Below are 21,419 nucleotides of genomic sequence, written 5' to 3' on the forward strand. Positions count from 1 at the left end.
GGCCCGAACCCCGGTTCGGGCCTTTTCTCATTTGGCCCGTTCGATCCCCGTCGGATCGAGCTTGGCCAGGGCCTCCGTGACCGTCTCGCCACCGATGACGAGGTCGGGGGCGATCTCGGCGAGCGGCACCAGCACGAAGGCGCGCTCGCGCACGAAGCGGTGCGGCAGAACGAGGCGTTCGTCGGACACCTGCGCCCCCTCATAGGCCAGCACGTCGATGTCGATGACGCGCGGCCCCCAGCGTCGCTCGCGGACGCGCCCGAGCGCCGCCTCGATCGACAGGCAGACCTCCAGCAACCCGTGCGGTGTCCGTTCGGTGTCGATGGCGATTGCCGCGTTGAGGAACCAGTCCTGATCCGTATCGCCCCAGGGCGGCGTGCGGTAATCGGCGGAGCGCGCCACGATCCGGATGCCGGGCGTCGCGGCGAGGTGCTCGACGGCCCGGGCCAGCATCGCGGCCTTGTCACCGATATTGCTGCCCAGCCCGAGATAGGCGCGCGTCATGGCGTCTCCGTCGTCGCGGCTCTGTCGGCACGGCCCCGCACGATCTCGATGGCCGCGTAGTCGAGCACGGCGGGGATCGGCGCGCTCGGCTTGTCGATCCGCACCGCGATCGTCTCGATCCGGGGAAACCGCGCGAGGCAGGTCTCGGCAATCGCCTCGGCCAAGGCCTCGATCAGGGCGAAGCGCCGATGGGTGGCGATGTCGAGGGCGATCTCGGCGAGATCCGCATAGCTCACGGTGGCGGCCACGTCGTCGCTGCGGCCGGCCGGCCCGAGGTCGAGACGGCATTCCAGCGAGATGTAGAAGCGCTGGCCCAGCCGCTCTTCCTCCGGCAGCACGCCGTGACGGGCGAAGACCGCGAGGCGGTGGACGAGGATGCGGTCAGCCATGGATCGTCCCACGCGCGCCCTCCGGGCGCATCACCGCGTCGAGCACCCGCAGCGCCTCGACATGCGGCGCCACGTCGTGAACGCGCACGATGTCGGCTCCGAGCGAACCGGCGAGCACGTGCGCGGCGAGCGAGCCGATGAGTCGGTCGCGCGGGGCCGTCTCGCGGTCGTGCAGGCGCCCGAGCAGGCTCTTGCGCGAGACGCCGACGAGGAGGGGAAAGCCCAGCGCCCGGATTTCGGGCAGGCGGCGCAGGGCTTCGAGATGCTGTTCCCAGCTCTTTCCGAAGCCGATGCCGGGATCGAGCACGATGTCGCCGTCGCGAATGCCGGCGCGGCGGGCGATGTCGAGGGAGCGCTCGAAGAAGCGCAGCATGTCGGCGACGATGTCGAGAGAGCCGTCGATCGTCTCGCGGTTGTGCATGACGATGACCGGTGCGCCATGGTCGGCCGCGACGCGGGCGATGTCCGGCTCGCGCTGCAGACCCCAAACGTCGTTGACGAGGGTGGCACCCGCCTTCAGCGCGGCCTCCGCCGTCGACGCCTTGTAGGTGTCGATCGAGATCGGGACGGACAGGCCCGGTGCCACGGCCTCGATCACGGGCAGGACACGGGCCTGCTCCTCGGCGGCCGGGACGGGCGTGTGGCCGGGCCGGGTCGATTCCCCGCCGATGTCGATGATGTCGGCGCCGGCCTCGGTCAATGCCGCCGCCTGCGCGCGGGCCGCCTCGACGCCTTCGAAGCGGCCTCCGTCCGAGAACGAGTCCGGCGTGACGTTGAGGATGCCCATCGCCAGCGTGCGCCGGCCGAGGCCGGGCAGCAGGGTCTTCAGGCGCGTCGGCGGAGGAGAGTCGTCGGGCGGCATCGCGTCTCGAGGGTGAGGGGCCGGGTTTGCCGGCCTAGCCCCTCCGGCGGGGTTGCGCCAGATCCAATCGGCCTCGACCCCATCCCCGGCCCGACGCGTCTCAGGAGGCGCCGCGATAACAGCGGATCTCCGCCTCGGCCTGGGCGCGGCGCAGCTCGGCCACCTTGTCGTCGAACATCTTGGTCGACTTGAACGCGGCGGTGCGCTGGCCGATGCCCTGGCGCATCGACAGGATGGTCGAGGCCTGAACGTAGCGGTCATAGGGCAGGATCGACGCCAGCGCGTCGAGGGAGCAGGAGCATTTCTCCAGCGCCTCGCGGGTCTGCCCGTTGGCGGCCATGCAGCCGAACACGTAATCGGCCCGCACATCCGTCGGATAGTCGTTGTCGTCGGCAAGAGCGGGCGCGGCGAGCATCGCAGCAGCGAGCATCGCGGCGGCGAGCGCCTCAGGAATCCTTCTGGTCATAATCGAGCCTCTCTTCGAGGAGTTCGCCGCCATCCGGCTTCAGGGCGCGGGCCTGGATCGAAACGATCTCTCCCGGCACGTCAGGCGCGACGACGAAGGTATAGGTGATGGTTTCGAAGCCGCGCATCCGCTCCGACTGAGGATCGCCCGCGAACGGCTTCATCTCGACGCGCCAGCCCTCGACGGTCCGGCCCTTGTAGGACACCGGCGCCGGCGTCACCGTCGCCTTGTCGCGCAGACCTTTTCGGATCGCGTTCTTGATGTAGCGCGGGTTGGCCTCCAGCAGACTGGCGAGACCCTTCAGGTGGTTCTCGAGGAACAGGCTCAGCACGGGGTTGCCGGGCATGTCGGTGAAGGGGCCGGCCGGGAGGCGGTTGCCGCCGGAGAACATCTGCACGCGGATGTCGCGGCTCTCGGCACTCTTGCCGGGATCGACCGTGAGCTTGATCGTGTCGCTGAGCGGCGGCCCGTAGGGGCCGCGCTCGATGCCGCTGCGGCGCGCGTAATCGTAGGTCAGGGTGCTGCCGGGCGCCGTGTTCTTCATTTGCGGCTGCTCGAACAGCAGGTCGCTGGCGTCCGGTGCGGTGCCCTTGGTTGCCGGATCCTTGGCCGCCGTATCCTGGGGCGCCGCCGGAGTGGTATCGGAAGCCGCCCGGGCGGAAGGCGTCGTCACGAGGGCGGCCGAGAGGGCGACCGCCAGAAAGGATCGTCTCAAAGGGGTGCCTTTTCGCTCAACGGGTTTTGCACATTCGTCCCGATGCTGCGGTATATATAATCGGGCGGGGTCTCGGCAGCCTCTTCCTTGGCAAGATCCCGCATTTTCGCGTGCAGCGGCGAAAGGGAGCAGGCCGGATCGGTGTTGGCCGCGTCGCCCGTGAGCGCCAGCGCCTGGCAGCGGCACCCGCCCCAATCCTTCTCGCGCCGGTCGCAGGAGCGGCAGGGCTCCTTCATCCAGGACGTGCCGCGATAGGCGGCAAAGGCCGGGGATTGGGTCCAGATCTCGCCGAGCGAGTGGTCGGTGACGTACCAGAATTCGAGGCCGGGGATGGTCTCGGCGGCGTGGCAGGGCAGCACCTTGCCCTGCGGCGTCACGTTCATCAGCTTGCGGCCCCAGCCGCCGGCGCAGGCCTTCGGGTACTTGGCATAGTAGTCCGGCACCACGAGGTCGATGACGAGCTGGCCCTTCAGGCGCTCGCGCGCGGCCTCGACGATGCGGATCGATTCGTCGACTTGGCTCTTATCCGGCATCAGCGCGGCGCGGTTCACGTAGGCCCAGCCGTAATACTGGGTGTGGGCCACCTCCAGCCGCTTGGCGCCGAGCTTGACCGCGAGGTCGATGAAGCCCGGCACCTCGTGGATGTTGCCGCGGTGGATCACCGAGTTCAACGTCAGCGGCAGGCCGAGTTCGGTGACGCGGGCGGCGAACTGCATCTTCTGCGGCTGCGCGTTCTTGAGGCCGCCGATTTTTTCCGCGTTGGCCGCGTCCACCCCCTGTACGGAGAGCTGCACGTGGTCGAGGCCGACGTCGTAGAGCGCGTCGAGCTTGCCCAGCGCACCGCCGACGCCGGAGGTGATCAGGTTCGAGTACAGGCCGAGTTCGGCGCATTTGGCCGTGATCTCGACGATGTCGGGGCGGGCGGTCGGTTCACCGCCCGACAGGTGGACGTGCAGCACACCGAGACCCGCCGCCTCCGTCAGCACCCGCAGCCACGTCTGCGTATCCAGCTCGGCCGAGCGCCGGTCGAGCTCCAGCGGGTTCGAGCAGTACGGGCAGCGCAGCGGGCAGCGGTGCGTCAGCTCGGCGAGCAGACCCACGGGCGCCGGAATGACTTCCGCGGGGGAGGGGGCGGGGGTCGGTGCATTCATCGCTCCAGAACCCTTTTTTGCGCGAGGCCAGCCAGCATCGGGAGGATGTCGGCTTCGATGATGGCCGGGTCGGCGTCGTAGGTCTGGCCCAGAATCTGGGCGATCTGCGAAACCGTGTTCCGGCCATCGACGAGCTTGAGGACCGCGACGGCGTTGTCGTCGAGGTCGAAGGTGCGCTCGGGGGCGAGCAGCACGTGCTTGTTGCGGACCTCGTCGAAGCGCAGGCGCACGCCGCGGGGCAGGCGCGGAACGTCGCTGCCCGAGAAGGCCGCGGGTTCAGCCGTCGCCGCGGTGGGGCTGGCCTCGGCGGAGTTGTTCTCGGCGACAAGGCCCTCGCCCGGCTGCCACGCGTCCGGCGGGATCATACCGGGGGCGACGTAGGCGAAGTAGAGCGCGTCGAGCTGCGTCCAGAGCACGTTGCACTTGAAGGTCAGCGCGTCCATCGCCGCCCGCTGCATCTCGGGCGTGGTGGCGTGCCGCTTGACGTAATCGAGGGCGAAGTCGGCGTCGCGCGGGGCCTGGGTCAGGCGCTTGTCGAAATAGGCCAGCGTGTCCTTGGTGATGAAGTCGTAGTTCTTCAGCATCCCGGCGACGCGCTCGGAGATGATCGTCGGCGAGAACATCTCGGTCAGGGAGGAGGCGATGGCCTCGAGCAGGCTGCGCTCGGAGACGAAGTGGACATAGGCATCGACCGAGAAGCGGGTCGCCGACAGGATGCCCCGGGTCGAGAGCACGTAGTCGCGGGTGAAGCCGACGCCTTCCGCGAGCTTGAGCCAGCGCTCGATGCCGCCGTCGCCCTCATGGTCGCCGTCGTGGTCGACGATGCGCTGGCGCCAGATCCGGCGAAGCTGTGCATCCGGCAGACGGGCCAGCAGCGCCGCGTCCTTCACCGGTATCATCGCCTGATAATAGTAGCGGTTGAGCGCCCAGGCCCGGACCTGATCCTTTGAGAGCTTGCCGTCGTGCAGCAGCCGGTGGAACGGGTGGAGGTTGTGGTAGCGCCGCGCACCGATGTCGCGGAGCGCCGCTTCGAGCTCCTCGTGGCTCAGCAGGCGTTGCTCAGTGTCCGGGACGGGCGGCGGGAATTGGGCGGTCATGGCGTTCGGTTTCCCCCGAGCTTCGAGTCGCATTTCCTGGCGTTATTTTTAAATGGGGCCCGGTACCGATCGGAGCAGGGCCTCTGCCGCGCGATTGGATCGTGCAAAACATAATCAGTCCGGCACTAAATTTCCAGGCCGACCCGGACCGGCAGCGTCCCGTCCGATCAGAGATCGAGGGTCAGCCCGTCATGGGCGACGGTCCAGCCACGCGCCTCGACGCTGGCGCGCTCCGGCGAGTCCTCGATCAGGACCGGATTCGTGTTGTTGATGTGAATCAAAACCCGGCGGCCGATCTCGACATCGGCGAAGGAGGCGATCGAGCCGGTCTCGCCGTTGATCTGAATATGCCCCATGCGCCAGCCGGTCTTGGTGCCGACACCCGCGCGGATCATGTCGTCGTCCTCCAGCACCGTGCCGTCGAACAGGAGCGCGTCGGCCCCCGCGACGCGGGCTTTCAGATCCTCCGTCACCCGGGCGCAGCCGGGGATATAGGCGAGGCGCTTGCCTCCGGCCTCGATCATCGTGCCGACGGTGGTTTCGGTCTCCGCCCCGATCTCCATCGAGGCGTCCTCCAGCCAGAGCGGCACCTTGCCGGGGACGGAGAACAGCGTCACCGAGAGGCCGGGCACCGGCTCGAAGGTCTCGTTGAGGGCGATCGTCTGCCGCTTCACCACCTCGGCGGCCATCACGTCGAAGACGCGGTTGTCGGAGACGGAGGCCAGGATGCCGGGCGTGGCGTAGAGCGTGAAGGGCTGGCCCTCACGCAGGGTCAGAAGGCCCGCGACGTGATCGACATCGCCATTGGTCAGCAGCACCGCGTGGATCGGCGAGTGGCGCAGGCCCTGCCGCGGGTGCATCTGCGGATTGGCCTGGATCTGCTGGCGGATGTCGGGGGAGGCGTTCAGCAGGAGCCAGCGTTCCCCGTCAGGGGAGACCGCGATGCTCGACTGCGTGCGTGGCTTGACGCGAGGATCACCCGCCCAGGCCATAGAACAGATGGAGCAGCGGCAATTCCATTGAGGAACGCCGCCGCCCGCGGCCGAACCGAGGATCACGACATGCATGGTGAGAACCCGCTGATGTCTGCGCCCTGCGGCCCGGCTCGAAACACCTTAGTTGAAGGTGTCGATCTCGGCCGACTCGTAGCTCGTGACTTCCATGCCGACGCAGATCTCGGAAACGATGGGGGCAGCCCACTTCATGGTGTTTCTCCTCGACTTTATGGAACGCCGGCACCCTTCGATCCCATTGATTAAGAGGATCGTAAGATACTGGCGACGCACTCGTTTTCGCACGCTGGAGGTATATCGCCAATTCCGGCCCCGCCTGCAAGAGCCAGCTTGCCGTTTCTTCCCAAAGTTCGCGTGAGGAGGCGGGGTAGACTTTCGTTTAACGCCAGTGGCCGGAGCGAAATGCCGCGGGGGTCAGTGGCGAAAATCCTGGCCGCGCAGATCGAGCATGAAGCCCTTGCCGCGCACCGTGACGATCACCGGACCGCCCAGCCGCACGAAATCCGAGAGCTTCGAGCGCAGGTAGCCGACATAGACATCGACCACGTTGAGGGAGAGGCCCCCCTGGCTCGCCCACAGCCGGTCGAAGATCTCGCCGCGCGAGATCGGCCGGTTCACCTCCTGCATCAGCAGGGCGAGCAGCTCCGCCTCCCGCGGGGTGAGCCGGGCCGAGGCCTCGCCGAAGCTGACCTGACGGATGTTGACGTCGAGGGTCAGCCGGCCTGCGGTGAAGACGGTGCGCGGGGTGTCCGCCTCGCGGCGGCGCAGCAGGTGGACTTGGAGCCGGGCCAGCAGTTCGTCGAACACGAACGGCTTGACGATGTAGTCGTCGGCGCCGAGCGCCAGTCCCTCGGCCCGGTCGCGCACCTCGTCGCGGGCGCTCAAGAAAAGGATCGCGCCGGGATAGCCGCCCTCGCGCAAGCTGCGGCAGACGTCGTGGCCGGAGCCGTCGGGCAGGGTGATGTCGAGCACCACCGCCTCCGGCGCCTCGTCGCGGGCGGCACTCAACGCGTCCTCGACCCGGCCGGCCACGCCGACGGAAAACCCTTCCGCCTCCAGGCCGCGCGCCAGGATGCCGCGGATGTCGATATCATCTTCAACGATCAATACGCGCGTCGTCATGCGGCGCCGATCCTCTCGTGTCCTGCCCCGTAGGATTCCGGCGCGACGCCATCGTCGAGCGAGGGCAGGTCGATCACCACCCGGGCGCCGCCGTGTTCGGCTCCGCCGAGGCTGATCGCGCCATCATGGCGCTCAACGACCCATCGCGCCAGAGCTAAACCTATGCCGAATCCCGCTTCTCCCGATCGGGCCTCGCGGCGGAAGCGTTCGAACAGCCCGTCCCCGCCCGCGGGGAAGCCGGGGCCGTCATCGTCGATGGTGATCAGCGCCCGGCTGCCCTGCGGCGTGTCGTGCTCGCTCAGCGAGACGGTGATGCGGGTCAGGCCGGTGGCGTGGCGCAGCGCGTTGTCGATCAGGCTCTCGACAACCTGGCGGAGCCATTCCGGATCGGCGGCGATCTCGATGTCGTGGTCGCCCGGTTCCAGCACCAGCTCGACCCGGCGGCGGGCGGCCTCCGAGCCGGCGCTGTCGACGGCGTCGGTCAGCACCTCGACGGCGCTCACGGCGCGCCGGTCGAGCTCGATCTGGCCGGATTCCGAGCGGGCCACACGAAGCAGATCCTCGACCCGTCGCTTGAGGCGCTGGGCCCGTTTGCGGATGGTGGTGAAGACCGGTCCGTACTCCACGGTTCGGCCGGCGGCGCGCTCCGCCGAGCGCTGGGCGAGGTCGCACTCACCCAGGATGACGGTGAGCGGGGTGCGCAACTCGTGGCTGACATCGGCGAAGAAGCGGCGCCGGGAGCGGTCCACCATCTCCAGCCGCTCGTTGGCCGCGCGCAGGTCGGCGGTGCGGGCCTCCACCGTGTCCTCCAGGGCGGCCCGGTCGGCGGCGAGCCGGCCCTCGCGGCGGGCGAGGCGCGCCGCCATGCGGTTGAAGTTCGCGACCAGAAGCCCGAGTTCGTCGCGGGTCTCGACCGAGAGCCGGGTCTCGAGCGCGCCGCTGCCGACGGCCCCGGCCGCCCGGCGGATCTCCTCGATGCGCGCCAGCGTCGGCCGTGTGACCGAACGGTAGAGCACCCCGACGAAGGCGAGCGCCAGCACCGTTGCGGCCAGCGCGGCGGCGGTGAGCCGCCGTGAAAGGGTTCGGGCCGCCTCGGAGCCGGCGGTCATGCTGCGCCGCTCCGCCTCGATCAGCAGGGAGAGTGGCGGTCCCGTCATGGCGCCGAAGGCGTTGAGCGCGCCCTGCATCGCCGTCTTGCGACGGTCGGGATCGGTTTCGCGCCGCACCAGGGTGACCTGACGGTCGAGCATCGCGCGGGCCGCGCGCACATTGGCGAGCGGCCGGGTGCGGGCGACGTACTGGATCCGGTCCTCCAGGTTGGCGCTGGTCGCCATGCCGTTGCCGATGGCGTCATCGACATGGTTGAGCGCCTGATCGACCCGGTCGCGGGTCACCGACAGGGCCTCGGGCGGCGCGTCCGGATTGCCGACGCTGTCGATGGCGGCAAAGCCGTACTGCGCCAGCCGTCCCGACAGTTCCGCCAGAAGCTCCAGCCGGTGCTGGGCGGCCAGCGTGCGTTCGATGACGTTCTCGGTCAGCCGGATCGACCACAAAACGCCGGTCGCCGCCAGCAGGGCGATCAGCGCCGTGCCGCCGAGCAGGAGGGCGAACCGAACTCTCAGCGAACGCATGGTCTCCCTCTCCGCCGCGGTGGCGGCGGGCGGACCATGTCACCGCCGGGGCGGGGTCTCAAGCCGGCTCGCATTGCCGGCTTTTCCCGGCCCGCTCGCAGGTCGCTCCTACAGGTCGTTCGGCAGGCTGGCCTTGGGGGCGCAGCGCCAGCTCTTCACGTGATAGTCCGGATGCTCCTCCTGCCACGCCGCGAGCGTGCTCTGCGAGTTGCGCAGACACAGGAAGGGGTTCGGATTGTCGTAGTTCAGGTTGATCCGCTCGTCGTGGCACTTCGCCGGCTGGGCGATCAGGCAGACGGACAGGAGCAGGAACATGCGCGCGGCCTCGGCTCGGAGGGGGCGCGGTCGGCTCGACCGGATCGGTGTCCCGCGCCTCTGATCCGAGGCAAGGTGGGAGAATCCGGCAGGCCGGCAAGTCATTTTTCTGCGACTTGCCGGCGGCTTTCGGAAAAATCGTGCCGGATCAGGCCGGCACGAACAGTTCGCCCTTGCCGAGCGTCGCGAGATCGCCGGAGTAGCGCCGCAGCGTGCCGCCGAGGAGACTGGCCTGCGCCGCGCCGAGATGCTTGAGGCTCTGGGCCAGCAGCCGGATGAAGACGAGGTCGGGGGTGCCGGTCTCGACGAAGGTCGGCAGCAGGGTGCCGTGGCTGCCCGCGACCAGTGTGCCGCGGCGCATGCCGTAACCCGGATGGTCGCCCAGCGCGCCGGAGACGAGGATCGTGCCCGCGATCATGCGCGAGCCGGCGTAAGCACCGGCCGAACCCGCCAGGATCATGCCCCGGCGCATGCGGTCGCCGAGATGGTCGCCGGCCGCGCCCTTGATGACGAGCGTCGCGCCGTCGAGCCCGGCCTTGGCGGCGTAGACGGCGCCGCCCGCGTGGTCGCCGGCATCGCCTTGAATCGTGATCGTGCCGCCGGTCGCACCCGTGCCGGCATAGGGGCCGGCGGAGCCCGTCACCGTGAGCGAGCCGGCCGCCATGCCTTCGCCGAGGCGCTGGCCGACATCGCCCTCGACCCGGATCGAGCCTTGCGAGAGCGCCGCACCCACCCGGTCGAGCCGGGACGAGCCGCCCTCGATCACGAGGCTGTCGGAGCCGTCGAGGCTGATCTCGAACACGTCGCCGAGGGTCAGGCCGCGGCGGCTCGTGCCGATGGCGAGCTTGCCCGCCTCGGCTTCGGACAATCCGCTCAGGGCGAGGGGGGTGATGTTGAGAAGGTCGACCCGCTCCGGCAGATCACCGCGCAGTCTCAGCGTGCTCATGCAGCGGGTTTCTCCAACAGGTCGCGGAGGTGGTAGTGGTGCCGGCCGAGATTGCCGCCGTAATTGCCGGCGGTGACGGCGACGAGGCCGTGCTGTGCGCCGATCTCGGTGGCGGCGTGCAGCGCCGCGCGCATCGATTCGGCGACCGCCGCCGAGGTCAGGGCATCGATGACGATTTCCAGCACCACGCCGCATTCGGGCGGCAGCGCCGAGCCGGCCCGGCCCTTCAGCGTCGGGCAGTAGGCGTCGTTGGTCGAGGCCATCATGCCCTTGGTGCGCCCGCCGACCTTCGAGCCGGAGCGGACGATGCCACCGGGGAAGGGCAGGATCGCGCCGGGGATGGCTTTCGCCGCCTCGACCGCGATCTCGGCGACGATGAGCGTGTCGGCATGCTTGCGGCCGAGGAACAGCAGGTTGCCGCCGCCGACCGCGCCGTTGACCGCGCGCACCGAATCCTCGCACAGGAACTCGCCGTCCATGACGGGGATGCGCCAGTAGCGGCGCATCTTGCCCTCATGGTCGGGCAGGCGCTTGGCGAGCGCGAAGCCGTCGCCGAAATAGCGGATCGCGCCGCCGAGCTTGATCTTGGTCGGCCCCTCGACGCCGGCAAAGCAGGCTGTGCCGGGGCAGGTGAGGATGCACTGGCCGACGCGCTTGAGGAGCTGGTCCTTCAGCCCGTTCGGCTCGAAGCCGAACAGCAGGATGCGCACGCCCGGGCGTCCGTCCGGCGTCTCGTCGGGGGAGAGTTCGGCATCGATGCCGGCCTCGGCGCCGCAGCCGATCACCGAGGTGGCGAAGCCCGTCATCACCGTCGCCGCGATCATCGCCCATTTCGGCGTGTCGTTGGTGACGATGATCGCGGTGCCCGCGACGTCGAAGGCCTCGGCGAAGGTATCCTCGACCTTGATGCCGTTGAGGGTGAAGTCGCTCATCGATTCGATTCCATCACCCTCGACATCACGCCCGGCACGCCACGTCTTCGAACGTCCCGGTATTCTCCGGGAAGGCGGCGTCCGGCACCGCGAAGGTGTCGAGCCCGGCGCCGAAGCGGTCCTGCAGGTAGCTCTCGGCGCGCTTTTCCATGCCGGCATCGGCCTCGACGTCGAGGCTGAGCGTCTTGCCCGCGAACCAAGCGACGACCTCGCCATCCTCGACGATCGGGCGGCCGTCCTTCAGCACGAGTTTCGCGCGCGAGAACATCGCCGTGCGATCCCGCTCGTCGCGGTAGATCGCGACGTCGGCCTTGGCGCCCTCGCGCAGGTGGCCGCGATCGGTCAGGCCGAGCAGCTTGGCCGGACCCGAGCGGGTGAGCTGGGCGATTTCGCTGAAGCTGTACTCGCGCTCGATCTTCGGCAGGCCGGAGCGTTCGCCGACGATCGCCGGCAGCGTCGCGATTTCCTTGGCGCGCTCTTCGGCATCCATCAGCAGGTGGATGATGCGCGGGTATTCGGTGAAGACGCCGCCATTGGGGTGGTCGGTCGTCAGGATGGTGCGCTCGGGGTTCGAGGAGAGCAGCATCAATTCCAGGCCGATCGCCCATTGCAGCGACGAGACGGGGCCGCGCGGCCGATAGAGGAACGGCACCACGCCGCCGCCCTCGGCATCACCGGCCGAGATCACCCACTTCTTCGGCTTGGCGCCCTTGCGGCCGCCGAACTGGCGCAGGATGTCGAGCGAGATCGTCACCGTCTGGCCGAACACCACCTGACCCACGTCGTAGGTCGCGTTGGGGTGCGCCTCCATCGCCGCGTTGATCCGCTCGGCCGCCGAGCGGAAGCCGCCGGTCATCGGATTCTCGGGATCGACCACGCCGTAGGCGTAGAACTGGGCGTGGGCGAAGTGGATGCGCCGGCCTTCGGCCGCCTCCAAAGTCGCGACGAGCGAGTCGTCGGCGCCGGGCAGGCCGAGATTGTTGCAGTGGACGTGCAGCGGGTGCGGCACGCCGATCTCTTCCACCGCGTCGAGCAGCGCCGACATGATCGTGCGCGTCGAGAGCCCGTAGCAGGGGATCTCGTCGTCGAGGCTGAGCTTCAACACGCCGTCCTTGAAGGCCGAGGCGCCGCCCGCGTTGATGCACTTGACGCCCAGGCCCCGCGAATGGGCCAGCGTCTGCTGCACGAGGTCGCGCACAGCCTGCTTGCCCTCGCCGTCGCGCAGGAGCTGGAGCAGGTGATCGTCGTTGCCGAGCACCGCGAGGCCGCCGCGGTCGAGCAGCGGGATGTCGGCGAGTTCGAGATGGGTCGCGAGCGCGTTCGAGGGCGGCAGCGCCGGCTCGACCGCCGTGGTGTAGCCCATCCGCGCGTAGTTGGCGCCGATCCAGCTTCCCGAGCCGCCGGCATGGGCGAAGGGATGGCCGTTGGGCGCGGATTCGCTGACGTAGAGGTCGGGCAGCAGCAGGCGGCTCATCACCACGTTGCCGCCGGCGATGTGCGAGTGCACCTCGACGCCGCCGGCCATCACCACGCAGCCCGTGGCGTCGATGGTTTGATCGGGGGCGCGCTCGCTCGGGGCGACGACGCGGCCATCCTCGATCCAGACGTCGCCGACGGCATCGCGCCCGGCTGTGGGATCGACCACCCGTCCACCGTGGATACGGGTCAGCATGAGACACCCTTCTCGATGAGGCGGTCGCGGATGCGGGTGAGCACGCCGGCCGCAGTCTCCGTTTCAGCCGGCGTCTTCGATGGATCGCTGGCCTCGGCATAGGCGATGACGCCGCGCCGGTCGTTCCAGAGAGCGCCGCCGACGCTCTGGCCGGGCACGCCCACGGTGATGACGACCTCCGCCGTCTCGCCCGCGGCCTCCTGAGAGCCCTCGCCGACGATGGCGATCGTCGGCAGGCTGCCGAGCCAGGCGGGGCGCGGGGCGGGAAGCGAGGCGAGCCACAGGGCGGCGTCGGCCTCGCCCTCGGCGATCTGGCGGGCGCTGTCGAAGCGCCAGGGATCGTGCTCGGGCTGATGCCGGCCGAAACCGACGCGGGGCGCCTGTCCCGTGGTCCAGGCGGAGAGCTGTACGGCGGCCCGGCCCTGGAACGGGTCGGCCAGCGTCAGGGCGAAGAAGCGGGTGGATTCGTTGAGGTCGCGGATCAGCCCCTGGAGCATTTCCGCGCCGAGTTCGCCGACCTCCTCCGGGTCGTAGACGACGACGCCGTACCGGGCCGCGAACAGGCGCTTGGCGAGGTCGGCAAAGGCGGCCTCACCGGCGAGATGTCCCTTGGCGAAGGCGCGCAGGTGCCCGAGCGAAATGGCGAGGCCACCGGCATCCGCCGCATAAGCGACGTGCCGGATCGCGCCGTTCTGAGGGCCGCCCAGCGAGAGCAGGGCACGCTCGGTACCCGCCGCGCGTCCGCGGCTCGGGGCCGCGGCGGCGATCTCGGCGATCAGATCGCCGTCCCAGGGACGGTTGCCGACGATCAGAACCACGTCCGCCCGGCCGATCGTTTCGGCCCGTGTCGTGCTCATCGCACCACCCGCGCTGAGCGCACCGAGTTCGGCGTAGACGCTGGGGCCGGAAACGGGATCGAGCGAGGCGCCGAGGGTCTCGGCCAGCCGGTAGGCGGCGCGCAGCGCCGAGACTTCTGCGCTCAGGCCTGCCAGCACCGGCACGCGTGAGGCGGCGAGCAGGTCGGCCGCGGCCTCGACCGCAGCGTCACCATCCGCTGCGCCTCCCTTCACCCAGGCTGCCATGCTTCCTCACCGTGCTTCTTCGGGCATCCCCGCGTCGAGGCGGGGCGAAAGACGGTCACGTCCGAAGGGCGCGGGCGCCCCTGGTGGAGCCTCGATGCCTCGAAATCCGGAATGCGGGTTCGGGGGCAGTGGCTCGGACCGGCTCCGCGAAGGGAGCCGGGTGGTTTTGCATTCCTGTGCCGGAGGCCGCAAGCCCCCGCCGAAGTTTGCATCAGGATTTCGTTCGTCGAGCCACTCTCTCCGATCACCGGGGTTTCGCGCGAAAAGGATTCGGCGCGGCGACAACCGCATCGGCATTTGCGAGGATGCCGATGCGGTTGTCGCGAGTGAGGTTGTCGCGGGCGCCGCAGCATGTGAGAAGCCGCCCCCACCGTTGGGCGCGTCCGCGCCGGCTGGGCCGGCAACGTCGGCGGAAGGGAATGAGACCGTGGCCGAGGTCCCGGACCAGACGGCTGAGATCGTGAGCGCGACGACATCCCGGCCGGCCGGGGTCGGCGTGCGGGTCCGCGCGCCCGCGCGCCTGCATTTCGGCTTCCTCGATCTCAATGGCGGCCTCGGGCGCCGCTTCGGCAGCATCGGGCTCGCCCTCGACGCGCCGGCCGTCCAACTCGTCGCCCGCCCCGCCAAGCGCGCCTCCGCCAGCGGCCCGGAGGCCGAGCGGGTGCGCGCCAACCTGCTGGCCGCCGCCGCCTATCTCGATGTGCCGGAGGCCGTGGCGGTGGAGGTCGAGGAATCGATTCCCGCCCATGCCGGCTTCGGCTCGGGCACGCAGCTCGCGCTGGCCGTCGCCGCCGCGCTGGCGCGCCTCAATAGACGTCCCTTCGCGCCGGCGGACTTCGCCGACGTGCTCGACCGCGGCAACCGTTCCGGTGTCGGGCTCGCCGCCTTCACCGAGGGCGGGCTGATCGTGGACGGCGGGCGCGACGGCTCCGGTGCGCCGCCGCCCGTCATCGCCCGGCTGCCCTATCCGGAGGATTGGCGGGTCGTGCTGATCCTCGATGAGGCCATGACCGGTGTGCATGGCTCCCGCGAGACCGAGGCGTTCCGCGACCTGCCGCCCTTCGATGCGGGGCAGGCCGCCGAGATCTGCCGGATCGTGCTGATGCAGGTGCTGCCCGCCGCCGCGACGGCCGAGCCGAACGGGTTCGGCGCCGGCATCACCGCGATCCAGAAGCGGATCGGCGACCATTTCGCCCCGCACCAGGGCGGGCGCTTCGCCAGCCCTGCCGTGGCCGACGCTCTCGCGGCGATCGCGCAGGCCGGCGTGCCCGGCTACGGCCAGAGTTCCTGGGGGCCGACCGGCTTCGCGCTCGTGCCCTCGCAGAGGGAGGCGGAGGCGCTGGTGGCGGGGCTGGCGCGGCCCGGCCGCCTGCGCTTCGTCATCGCCCGCGGACGCAATGTCGGCGCCTCGGTTGCGGAAGTTTAGAGCTTTTTCTTTTTCCCGGTTCAAAGAAACCTGCGCTTGACCGGCGCCAATCGTTCCGGTTTTGCAGCTGAAGCGCCCGGCAATGGCGCGGTCACGAGAGGACGAACACCATGGCCCGCTCGATCCTGCACATGCTGACGCCGCTCAAGCACATGAGCCCGTTCGACGTGAACATGGCGATCGATGCCGGCTTCGAGACGCTGATCCCCTATACGGGTGTCGATCTCACCGATGTCGTCTCGCTGACGCAGGACTCGATCTTCTCCCGCGCGCCGCAGGACGGCGTGCGCACCGGCATCTTCATCGGCGGCAAGAACGCCGAGCTGGCGCTCGACATGGTGGACCGGGCGAAGAAGGCCTTTGTGCCTCCCTTCGTCAACCACGTCTTCGCCGACCCGGCCGGCTCCTTCACCACCGGTGCGGCGATGGTCGCCGAGGTCGCCCGCGCGCTGAAAGCGCGGTTCGGCACCGACCTGAAGGGCAAGCGCATCGTCATCTTCGGCGGCGCGGGCGTGGTCGCCTACGTCGCGGCGGTGATCGGCGCGCTGGAGGGGGCGCACAGCGTGCTCGTCGGCCATGACGGCGAGGAGCGCGTCTCGAAGATCGCCTTCACCATGAAGTGGCGCTTCGGCATCGAGGTCGGCGCCGTGGACGGCACCCTGCCCGAGGCGCGCCGCGCCGCGATTACGGACGCCGACGTGATCCTCTCGGCCGGCCCCGCCGGCGTCTCGATCCTGACGGCGGAGGATCTCGAATCCGCGCCGAAGCTCTTGGTGGCCTCCGACGTCAACGCCGTACCGCCCGCCGGCATCGCCGGCATCGACGTGAACGCCGTCGACGTGCCCCTGCCCACCGGCAAGGGCGTCGGCATCGGCGCGCTCGCGGTCGGCAACGTCAAGTACCAGACCCAGTGCCGCATGTTCCGCAAGATGCTGGAGGCGCAGGAGCCGCTTTGTCTCGATTTCCGCGACGCCTACAAGCTCGCCGTCGAGATCGCCGGCTGAGCCCGAACCTGAACCCACCTCCGCATCGGGAGGGCGACGCGATCCTGATCGCTGCCCAGTCCGGTCGGGCGCTGGCGCAGGCCGCACGGCGGGCGGGCTTTCGCCCGTTCGTGCTCGATCTGTTCGGCGACGAGGACACGCTGGCGCTGGCCGAGAGCCACCGCCCGCTGCCCGGCCGCTTCGGTGCAGGTGCCCGCGACCGGGCCGGCGTGCTGGCAGGGCTCGATGCGTTGTCGGAGGAAGCCGGCGGCGTCCTCGGCGTGGTGCTCGGCAGTGGATTCGAGGGCGCGCCGGATCTCATCGCCGAGATCGCCGCCCGCCATCGCCTGCTCGGTGCCAGCCCCGAGACGGTCGCCACCCTCAAGGATCCGTTCCGTTTCGCCGACCTGTGCGAACGCCTCGCGATTCCGCATCCGCCGATCACCGCTGGCCCGGTCACGGAGCGCGGCGCTTGGCTCCTCAAGCAGACGGGGGGCTGCGGCGGTTCGCATATCCGCGCGAGTGCGGCCGGCACCGCCCCGCCGGGTCACTACCTCCAGGCCCGGATGCCCGGCCGTGCCTTTGCCCTGAACTTTTTGTCCGATGGCCGCCGCATCGAACCCCTGGCGCTGACCGAGCAGTGGCAGGCGCCCTCGCCACTGCGGGCGTTCCGCTATGCCGGCGCGCTCGCCCGCGGCCGCGGCGAGGCGGAGCCGGTCCCGGCCATGGTCACCGCGGAGATCGCCGAGGCGGCGCTTCGGCTCGCTCGCGCCACCGGCCTCTCCGGCCTCGCCAGCGCCGATTGCCTCGTCGATGGCGACACATGGTGGCTGCTGGAGATCAATCCGCGCCCCGGCGCCACCCTCGACGTGCTCGACAGGCGCCCGACGCCGCTCCTGATTCAGCATATCGAGGCGGCGCTCGGCCAGATGCCGTCAATCGAGGCCGCCCCGGCGGATGCGACGGGCGCCGAGATCTGTTACGCGGCCCGGACCTGCGCGGCGGTGCCGCCGCTCGATTGGCCGGATCACGTGCGGGACCGGCCGCGGGCCGGCAGCCATGTGGCGCGCGACGCACCGTTCTGCACGGTGACGGCCTCCCGGCCGGACGCCGCGGCGGTCAAGCAAGAATTGCGGGCGAGGGCCGAGACGGTCCGCGTGCTGCTGGAGGAGACGGAGAACAGTCATGAGTTCCAACACGAGCGCGCCGAGCCTCAACGCCCTGGCCGGGCCGCTGGTCGAGAGCCTCGTCGCTGACGCGGCCAAGCTCCGGCTCATCGTCGCCCAGGAGAACGGCGCGCGCACCGTCGATGCCGGCGCCAACGCCCGCGGCTCGATCGAGGCCGGACGGCGCATCGCCGAGATCTGCCTCGGCGGCCTCGGCACCGTGACGATCGCGCCGGTCGGCCCGGTCGCCTCCTGGCCCTACACCGTCGTCGTCCACTCCGCCGATCCGGTGCTGGCCTGCCTCGGCTCGCAATATGCCGGCTGGAGCCTCGCCGACGAGGAGGGCGATTCCGGCTTCTTCGCCCTCGGCTCGGGGCCCGGCCGTGCGGTGGCCGTGGTGGAGGAACTCTACAAGGAGCTCGGCTATCGCGACAATGCGACGACGACCGCGCTCGTCCTCGAATCCGGTAGCGCCCCGCCGGCCTCCGTGGTGAACAAGGTTGCCCGCGAGACCGGCATCGCCCCGGAGAACGTGACCTTCATCTACGCCCCGACCCAGAGTCTGGCCGGTTCGACCCAGGTCGTCGCCCGCGTGCTGGAAGTGGCGCTGCACAAGGCCCACACCGTCGGTTTCGACCTGCACAAGATCCTCGACGGCATCGGTTCGGCTCCGCTCTCGCCGCCGCACCCGGACTTCATCCAGGCGATGGGCCGCACCAACGACGCCATCATCTATGGCGGCCGGGTGCAGCTCTTCGTCGATGCCGACGATGCGGATGCCAAGCAGCTCGCCGAGCAGATCCCCTCCACCACCTCGGCCGATCACGGCGCGCCCTTCGCCGAGATCTTTTCGCGGGTGAACGGCGACTTCTACAAGATCGACGGCGCGCTGTTCTCGCCGGCCGAGGCCATCGTCACCTCGGTCAAGACCGGCAAGTCGTTCCGCGGCGGCCGGCTGGAGCCGCAGCTCGTGGACGCGTCGTTCGCGTAACGCGCCCGCGTGAGACCCTCCCCCCTCGCGGGAGAGGGTCGTCGAGAGCCGATTTGACCGGAGTGCTCTGGCAAGCTTCTCGTTCCTCATGCTGAGGTGCTGCGTCAGCCGCCTCGAAGCACGCCGCGACGCGGACCCCAAGGGACCGGTGCCGCAGGATCGGTCGTTCCGGCGTGCTTCGAGGCCGAGCTTTCGCTCGGCACCTCCGCATGAGGACCGGCATGAACACCCGATCAGCTCGGTCAAACAGGCTCTGAGAAAAACGGAAAAAAGAGCGAATGCGCATCGGGCTCGCGGCCGACAACGGCAATTGGCACAAGGCGCGGCTGCGGGAGGCCTTGCGGGGCTTCGGAGCCGAGCCGCTGCTGTTCTCGCTCGCCGACGTCGCCGTGGTCACCGGTGGCGGTGAGCCGCTGCGGGTGCCCGGCTTCGAGGACGGGCTGCCCGACGGCGTCCTGCTGCGCACCATCGCCGGCGGCACGTTCGAGGCCACCACCATGCGGCTCGGCGTGCTCCACGCGCTGGTCGCCTCGGGCGTCACCGTCTGGAACGGGCCGACGGCGATCGAGCGCTCGGTGGACAAGGCGGCGACCTCGCTTCTGATCGCCCGCGCCGGCTTGCCGACGCCCGACACCTTCGTCGTCTCGAAGCGCGAGGCGGCGGCCGAGATCGTCGCCCGCGAGGCGCGGCCGGGAAAACCGATCGTGCTCAAGCCCCTGTTCGGCTCGCAGGGCGAGGGGCTGATGCTCCTCGAAAACCCCGATGATTTGCCGGCGCAGGAGGCGGTGAGCGGTGTCTACTACCTTCAGCGCTACGTCGCCCGTGCCGACGGGCTGTGGCGCGACTACCGCGTCTTCGTCTGCGAGGGCCGGGCGATCGCCGGCATGATCCGCGAGGGCGACGGCTGGATCACCAACGTCCACCGCGGCGGCCGGCCCTTCGCCTGGGACGTGCCGGCCCGCGCCGCCGAACTCGCCGAGGCCGCCGCCGCCGCGGTCGGCGTCGATTATACCGGTATCGACCTCGTCGAGGATGGCGAAGGCGGCTTTCTGGTGCTGGAGGTCAATTCCATGCCGGCCTGGTCCGGCCTGCAGCAGGTGACGGAGGTCGACATCGCCGGGGCGGTGGCGCGCGGCTTCCTCAACGCGGTGCGCGCCGCTCGCCCGCCGCGGCTGGTCTCGGCGCTCGGATGAGCGGGACGCCGCCCGGCGGCCTGTCTGCGGCGACGGTGGCCGACCTCTACCGGGCCGCCTGCCTCGCCGAACTCGACGCGCTGAAACCCGGCAACGTCCACGGCTACGCCCCCGGCCACCGCATGGTCGTGGCCGATTTCGTCACCAGTGCCGACGTGTCGGCACCGCCGCTCGCTGCCGCGGGAGCGCGCGTCGGGCAGCGGGTGCGCGGCGGGGTCGAGGCGACTTTCGCCGCCGTCGAGCAGAACACCAATCTCGGCATCCTGCTCCTCTGCGCGCCGCTCGCTTATGCCGCGGAGCAGCCCGGCCCGCTGACCGAGGCCCTGAACGCCGTGCTGGCGGGGTTCGATGCCTCCGATTCCCGCGACGTGTTCGCGGCGATCCGCCGGGCCAATCCCGGCGGCCTCGGCCGGGCCGAGCGCCACGACGTGTCCCGAACCGATGACGGAGCGGTCCCGCCGCTGCGCGCGGCGATGGCGGAGGCCGCCCCGCGCGACCGCATCGCCCGCGCCTACACGGACGGTTTTCGTGATCTTTTCGCGATCGGCCTGCCGGCGCTGGTGGGCGCGCGGGCGCGCGGGCTCGTCCCGCCCTGGACGACGACCGCGGTTCATCTCGCCTATCTCATGGCCGTGCCGGACAGCCACATCGCCCGCAAGCACGGCCCCGAGCGGGCCGAGGCGGTGCGGGCGCAAACGCAGGCGTCTCTCGCAGGCCTCGATCTCGCAACAGCGCCGGTCGAGCAGCTCCTCGACTACGACCGCGCGCTGAAGCAGGCCGGCCTCAATCCCGGCACGAGCGCCGACTTCACCGTCGCGACGCTGTTTCTCGACGCCCTCCTGTCCGCCCGTGGCGAGACCGTCTGAGCGTTTGTCGGGCCCTCGCCCGCGAGGGGACGAATCTTGTCGCGTCAAGGCCCCCCGGCTTCCAAAAAATCGCCGATTTCAGGGCTTTGCGCGGGTTGTTCGGCGGAATGGCCCGCTGTAGGGTCCGCCCCGCTATCCGGGCAAACCGGCTCGGCTCTCAGCCGGGCGCCGCAAACAAGGATGGCTTCCAGGCCTCGCCTCCTCTCAGGCCAGGCCTTTTTTCCGGAATCCAGGGAGAGACCCCGAATGGCAAAGATCACCAAGGTTCAGGTCGGCGAGGCCCTCGTCGGCGACGGCAACGAAGTCGCCCACATCGACCTCATCATCGGACCGCGCGGTTCGCCCGCCGAGACGGCCTTCTGCAACGGTCTGGTCAACAACAAGCACGGCTTCACCAGCCTGCTCGCCGTGATCGCGCCGAACCTGCCGTGCAAGCCGAACACGCTGATGTTCAACAAGGTCACCATCAACGACGCCCGTCAGGCCGTCCAGATGTTCGGCCCGGCCCAGCATGGCGTCGCCATGGCCGTGCAGGACGCGGTTGCCGAAGGCATCATCCCGGCCGACGAAGCCGACGACCTGTACGTGCTGGTCGGCGTGTTCATCCACTGGGAAGCGGCCGACGACGCCAAGATCCAGAAGTACAACTACGAGGCCACCAAGCTCTCGATCCAGCGCGCCGTCAACGGCGAGCCGAAGGCTTCGGTCGTCACCGAGCAGCGCAAGTCGGCGACCCACCCCTTCGCCGCCAACGCTTAGATCGGAGGCAGTCCTGGGCAGAGCGAGCCTCCGCCCGCACCGCGGGGTCTGCTCCAGCGACTGGCTTCGATCTTCCTTGGACGATAGTTGATGGATCGGGACGGCTTCGGCCGTCCCTTTCTTTTTGGGCGCGTGCCT

23 protein-coding genes are annotated in these 21,419 nt (G+C 69.8%); 7 read left to right on the forward strand and 16 right to left on the reverse strand.

From position 1 onward, the window contains the following. Positions 1-27 precede the first annotated feature (27 nt). The 16 genes from folK to fhcB all read right to left on the reverse strand — a co-directional run bounded on the left by folK (position 28) and on the right by fhcB (position 13,897). Positions 28-504, reverse strand: coding sequence for a 2-amino-4-hydroxy-6-hydroxymethyldihydropteridine diphosphokinase (gene folK, locus Y590_RS08320; RefSeq protein WP_060769438.1), 477 nt, complete (start codon positions 502-504; stop codon positions 28-30). Then, positions 501-893: a dihydroneopterin aldolase gene (gene folB / locus Y590_RS08325; protein WP_060769439.1), complete on the reverse strand. Its 393-nt coding sequence runs from the start codon at positions 891-893 to the stop codon at positions 501-503. The genes folK and folB overlap by 4 nt, the downstream gene beginning before the upstream one ends. After that, on the reverse strand, positions 886-1,755 hold the full coding sequence (folP, locus tag Y590_RS08330) for a dihydropteroate synthase (RefSeq protein WP_060769440.1): 870 nt from the start codon (positions 1,753-1,755) through the stop codon (positions 886-888). Before folP ends, folB begins: the two co-directional genes overlap by 8 nt. Positions 1,756-1,855: 100 nt before the next feature. After that, the gene (locus Y590_RS08335) at positions 1,856-2,221 is read right to left on the reverse strand and encodes a hypothetical protein (RefSeq protein ID WP_060769441.1); all 366 of its coding nucleotides are present in this window, start codon (positions 2,219-2,221) and stop codon (positions 1,856-1,858) included. Beyond that, on the reverse strand, positions 2,202-2,936 hold the full coding sequence (locus Y590_RS08340) for a hypothetical protein (RefSeq protein WP_060769442.1): 735 nt from the start codon (positions 2,934-2,936) through the stop codon (positions 2,202-2,204). The genes Y590_RS08335 and Y590_RS08340 overlap by 20 nt, the downstream gene beginning before the upstream one ends. After that, on the reverse strand, positions 2,933-4,087 hold the full coding sequence (gene pqqE / locus Y590_RS08345; RefSeq protein WP_060769443.1) for a pyrroloquinoline quinone biosynthesis protein PqqE: 1,155 nt from the start codon (positions 4,085-4,087) through the stop codon (positions 2,933-2,935). Before pqqE ends, Y590_RS08340 begins: the two co-directional genes overlap by 4 nt. Further along, a complete protein-coding gene (gene pqqC / locus Y590_RS08350; RefSeq protein WP_060769444.1) occupies positions 4,084-5,184 on the reverse strand; it encodes a pyrroloquinoline-quinone synthase PqqC in 1,101 nt (366 codons plus the stop codon). The genes pqqE and pqqC overlap by 4 nt, the downstream gene beginning before the upstream one ends. 167 nt (positions 5,185-5,351) lie before the next feature. Continuing rightward, positions 5,352-6,251, reverse strand: a complete 900-nt coding sequence (gene pqqB, locus Y590_RS08355; protein ID WP_060769445.1) for a pyrroloquinoline quinone biosynthesis protein PqqB — start codon at positions 6,249-6,251, stop codon at positions 5,352-5,354. A 48-nt stretch (positions 6,252-6,299) separates the two neighbouring features. Continuing rightward, positions 6,300-6,389, reverse strand: coding sequence for a pyrroloquinoline quinone precursor peptide PqqA (pqqA, locus tag Y590_RS08360; RefSeq protein WP_012317526.1), 90 nt, complete (start codon positions 6,387-6,389; stop codon positions 6,300-6,302). Positions 6,390-6,611: 222 nt separating this feature from the next. Next, positions 6,612-7,319, reverse strand: coding sequence for a response regulator transcription factor (locus tag Y590_RS08365; protein WP_003597598.1), 708 nt, complete (start codon positions 7,317-7,319; stop codon positions 6,612-6,614). Next, entirely contained in the window at positions 7,316-8,950 is a 1,635-nt protein-coding gene (locus tag Y590_RS08370) for a sensor histidine kinase (protein ID WP_060769446.1), read from the reverse strand. Before Y590_RS08370 ends, Y590_RS08365 begins: the two co-directional genes overlap by 4 nt. A 108-nt stretch (positions 8,951-9,058) precedes the next feature. Beyond that, entirely contained in the window at positions 9,059-9,265 is a 207-nt protein-coding gene (locus Y590_RS08375; protein WP_060769447.1) for a hypothetical protein, read from the reverse strand. A 148-nt stretch (positions 9,266-9,413) separates the two neighbouring features. Further along, positions 9,414-10,211: a formylmethanofuran dehydrogenase subunit C gene (locus Y590_RS08380; protein ID WP_060769448.1), complete on the reverse strand. Its 798-nt coding sequence runs from the start codon at positions 10,209-10,211 to the stop codon at positions 9,414-9,416. After that, positions 10,208-11,143 carry a formylmethanofuran--tetrahydromethanopterin N-formyltransferase gene (gene fhcD, locus Y590_RS08385; RefSeq protein WP_060769449.1) on the reverse strand — a complete coding sequence of 312 codons (936 nt, stop codon included), beginning with the start codon at positions 11,141-11,143 and terminating at the stop codon, positions 10,208-10,210. The genes Y590_RS08380 and fhcD overlap by 4 nt, the downstream gene beginning before the upstream one ends. 25 nt (positions 11,144-11,168) lie before the next feature. Further along, complete coding sequence (locus Y590_RS08390; protein ID WP_060769450.1) at positions 11,169-12,815, reverse strand: formylmethanofuran dehydrogenase subunit A; 1,647 nt, start codon at positions 12,813-12,815, stop codon at positions 11,169-11,171. Beyond that, positions 12,809-13,897 (reverse strand): formyltransferase/hydrolase complex subunit B, encoded by a 1,089-nt coding sequence (gene fhcB, locus Y590_RS08395; RefSeq protein WP_060769451.1) that lies wholly within the window; start codon positions 13,895-13,897, stop codon positions 12,809-12,811. The genes Y590_RS08390 and fhcB overlap by 7 nt, the downstream gene beginning before the upstream one ends. Before the next feature lie 427 nt (positions 13,898-14,324). On the opposite strand from fhcB, the gene Y590_RS08400 reads away from it, so the two are divergent. The 7 genes from Y590_RS08400 (at position 14,325) to fae (ending at position 21,281) form a co-directional block, all read left to right on the forward strand. Further along, a complete protein-coding gene (locus Y590_RS08400; protein WP_193763175.1) occupies positions 14,325-15,323 on the forward strand; it encodes a beta-ribofuranosylaminobenzene 5'-phosphate synthase family protein in 999 nt (332 codons plus the stop codon). A gap of 110 nt (positions 15,324-15,433) precedes the next feature. Continuing rightward, on the forward strand, positions 15,434-16,327 hold the full coding sequence (gene mtdB / locus Y590_RS08405) for an NAD(P)-dependent methylenetetrahydromethanopterin dehydrogenase (protein WP_060769452.1): 894 nt from the start codon (positions 15,434-15,436) through the stop codon (positions 16,325-16,327). A gap of 110 nt (positions 16,328-16,437) precedes the next feature. Next, complete coding sequence (locus tag Y590_RS08410) at positions 16,438-17,562, forward strand: ATP-grasp domain-containing protein (protein ID WP_060769453.1); 1,125 nt, start codon at positions 16,438-16,440, stop codon at positions 17,560-17,562. Further along, complete coding sequence (mch, locus tag Y590_RS08415) at positions 17,492-18,463, forward strand: methenyltetrahydromethanopterin cyclohydrolase (RefSeq protein WP_060769454.1); 972 nt, start codon at positions 17,492-17,494, stop codon at positions 18,461-18,463. The genes Y590_RS08410 and mch overlap by 71 nt, the downstream gene beginning before the upstream one ends. Positions 18,464-18,741: 278 nt before the next feature. Beyond that, on the forward strand, positions 18,742-19,656 hold the full coding sequence (locus Y590_RS08420) for an ATP-grasp domain-containing protein (RefSeq protein ID WP_060769455.1): 915 nt from the start codon (positions 18,742-18,744) through the stop codon (positions 19,654-19,656). Beyond that, positions 19,653-20,522, forward strand: a complete 870-nt coding sequence (locus Y590_RS08425; protein WP_060769456.1) for a triphosphoribosyl-dephospho-CoA synthase — start codon at positions 19,653-19,655, stop codon at positions 20,520-20,522. Before Y590_RS08420 ends, Y590_RS08425 begins: the two co-directional genes overlap by 4 nt. A 246-nt stretch (positions 20,523-20,768) precedes the next feature. Further along, positions 20,769-21,281, forward strand: coding sequence for a 5,6,7,8-tetrahydromethanopterin hydro-lyase (fae, locus tag Y590_RS08430; RefSeq protein ID WP_003604760.1), 513 nt, complete (start codon positions 20,769-20,771; stop codon positions 21,279-21,281). Positions 21,282-21,419 lie beyond the last annotated feature (138 nt).

It is taken from the genome of Methylobacterium sp. AMS5, from assembly GCF_001542815.1.
Lineage (GTDB): Bacteria > Pseudomonadota > Alphaproteobacteria > Rhizobiales > Beijerinckiaceae > Methylobacterium.